The organism is Capnocytophaga sp. oral taxon 329 str. F0087 (assembly GCF_000213295.2).
In the GTDB taxonomy this organism is placed as follows: domain Bacteria; phylum Bacteroidota; class Bacteroidia; order Flavobacteriales; family Flavobacteriaceae; genus Capnocytophaga; species Capnocytophaga leadbetteri_A.
Map to the genome: position 1 here is coordinate 1 of NZ_KN390012.1, position 2,063 is coordinate 2,063.

General features: G+C 28.0%; 2 protein-coding genes. Both read right to left on the reverse strand.

All coding sequences use genetic code 11. From position 1 onward, the window contains the following. Positions 1 to 45 precede the first annotated feature (45 nt). Entirely contained in the window at positions 46 to 456 is a 411-nt protein-coding gene (locus tag HMPREF9074_RS07275) for a hypothetical protein (RefSeq protein ID WP_009391259.1), read from the reverse strand. A gap of 190 nt (positions 457 to 646) precedes the next feature. Next, entirely contained in the window at positions 647 to 1,660 is a 1,014-nt protein-coding gene (locus tag HMPREF9074_RS07280) for a hypothetical protein (protein WP_009391260.1), read from the reverse strand. Positions 1,661 to 2,063: the final 403 nt, after the last annotated feature.

Consider the following 2,063-nt stretch of genomic DNA (forward strand, 5'->3'; position numbering starts at 1 on the left):
GCCTATCTATTAAAACTAAAATAGACATTGTTATTTAACAGTTTACTAATCCAATCCTTTCTTCTTTATCTCTATAATTACTTCATCATTAGATAAATAAAATATAGTATCATTCTTTTTCTCTTTTATATAACTGATATATTTTTTGTCGGAATATATAGTATCAATATCAAAGCTATTTAATAAGGCTACATCATTTTTTAGTTCTGACAATGTATATTTCAAAAAACCATTAGATCTATTCCAAAAAACTTCTTTTAACTTTCCTTCCTTATCGTAGTGAGAAATGGTTTTTATGTTTAACTTTCCGTAGCTATTTTCTATAAAACCTATAGGATTATAAGAATACTTTTTACTTACTTTTTTTGTACAGATAATTTCAAACTCAGTTTCTTTAACACTACAATTTATAAGTAGAAAACTAATAAAAATGCTTAATTTTATTTGGTATTTCATCCTTTCTATCTCTTTAGTGGTGGCGATACGCTTTTTTGTACGATATGTGAATTGTGAGGTAACATTTTAAAATTTAACTATTTATAGGAATCTCTAAAAATATAGAAATTTCCTTCATTTTCCCTGATATGTTGTTCTCCTGTCTCACAAGGTATTATCTGATGTACTTCAATGGCAGAGGTGTTTAGAGCTAATTCTCTTCCTCATAGATAAATAACGTATTTCCGGAGTCCAGAAGAAACATTTTATCATCATAGAACTTTATATCCATAACTCTTTCATAGGTTTCTACTTTATGAATCCACTTATATTTGCCTGTTTCGGGGTCAATGGCAAGGATAAAAGCGTATCCAGATATAAAGACTTCATACCATAATAACCCTTTATGATATACTACCCTATAACCAGCTGGCCAGTATGTTTCTCCATTATATTCAAAATCAGGCAAACGAGAATATTTTCTATTATAATTATAGAACTCTCCCGTATCTAAATCAACACGATAAAAAGACAAGCTGGTACACACATAACCATAATGTCCTACGATTTCCATAGTCCGTGCATAATGATCACACTTCCAAATAAGAGAACCATCCTTTTGAGAAAGACAAACAATGCCCATTTTAGCAATTACTATAAAAGTATTTTTATAAGGATGTACAGAATATATCTCTATTTCTTCCCCAGGAAAAAAGTCTTGGATATTTTGTTGCCATAGTAAAGAATAGTCATTTTTTACATATATATAAATATATATATCATCATATCTTACAATGTAATCATATGTGAAAAACGCTGTTATTCCTTTGAGAGGCATTTCTTTTTCTTGTAATATACCACCTTTCAGTATATCAAATGTTAAAACTCTATTCTTATTAATATTATATAAAATATTTTTATCATAGAATCTGGATGAGAATAAATATAGTTCTATTTCTCCCTTAAATATTATTTTTTTTGTTTTTCTATCATATATCAAAAGATCCTTAGAAGTTCCTTCAGTATTCTTTAGGTTAAAGATAATAACCTCCTCATTTACATAATAGTCATATACATTATTTTCTTTTGATTGCCAAAGGACTTTTCCTCCTAAAGATAACTCTTGGAAGTATCTCTTTTCCTCTTCTTCTTTTATACCATAAATAAGCCCATCTATATAGATATATCTGCCTATATCATTGATTTTTTTTACTTGTCTATACATAACTAATTCACTATTTCAAAGAATTTTTTTGCAAAAACACTATTAGGTCCAAATAGTTTTTCTAACTCCTTAATAGGTTTTTTCCTCAGCTGTTTTAAGAGCTTGTAACACTTTTTATTTTAGGGCATCAAGGGTTCTAATATTATCTGTTTTTGCAAATATCCATATCTCCAAAGTAAAATTTCTTTTTTAAGCCTTTTTTCTCTATTTCTTCTATAATAGTTTTCTTACAGCAATCACTGTACCGAACTATCACTGTCCGCCTTTTTGTCATATTTTTTTTCTGTTTTTAGTATAGATCTATTTTAGGATGTGAAACTGTGTAAGATGAGTATAAGATGAGTATAAGATGAGTATAAGATGAGTATAAGATGAGTATAAGATGAGTATAAGATGAGTATAA

What these genes read in the sequence shown, in the direction of transcription:
- HMPREF9074_RS07275 (WP_009391259.1), bottom strand. Translation starts at nt 456, where the DNA reads ATGAAATACCAAATAAAATTAAGCATTTTTATTAGTTTTCTACTTATA.
- HMPREF9074_RS07280 (WP_009391260.1), bottom strand. Translation starts at nt 1,660, where the DNA reads ATGTATAGACAAGTAAAAAAAATCAATGATATAGGCAGATATATCTAT.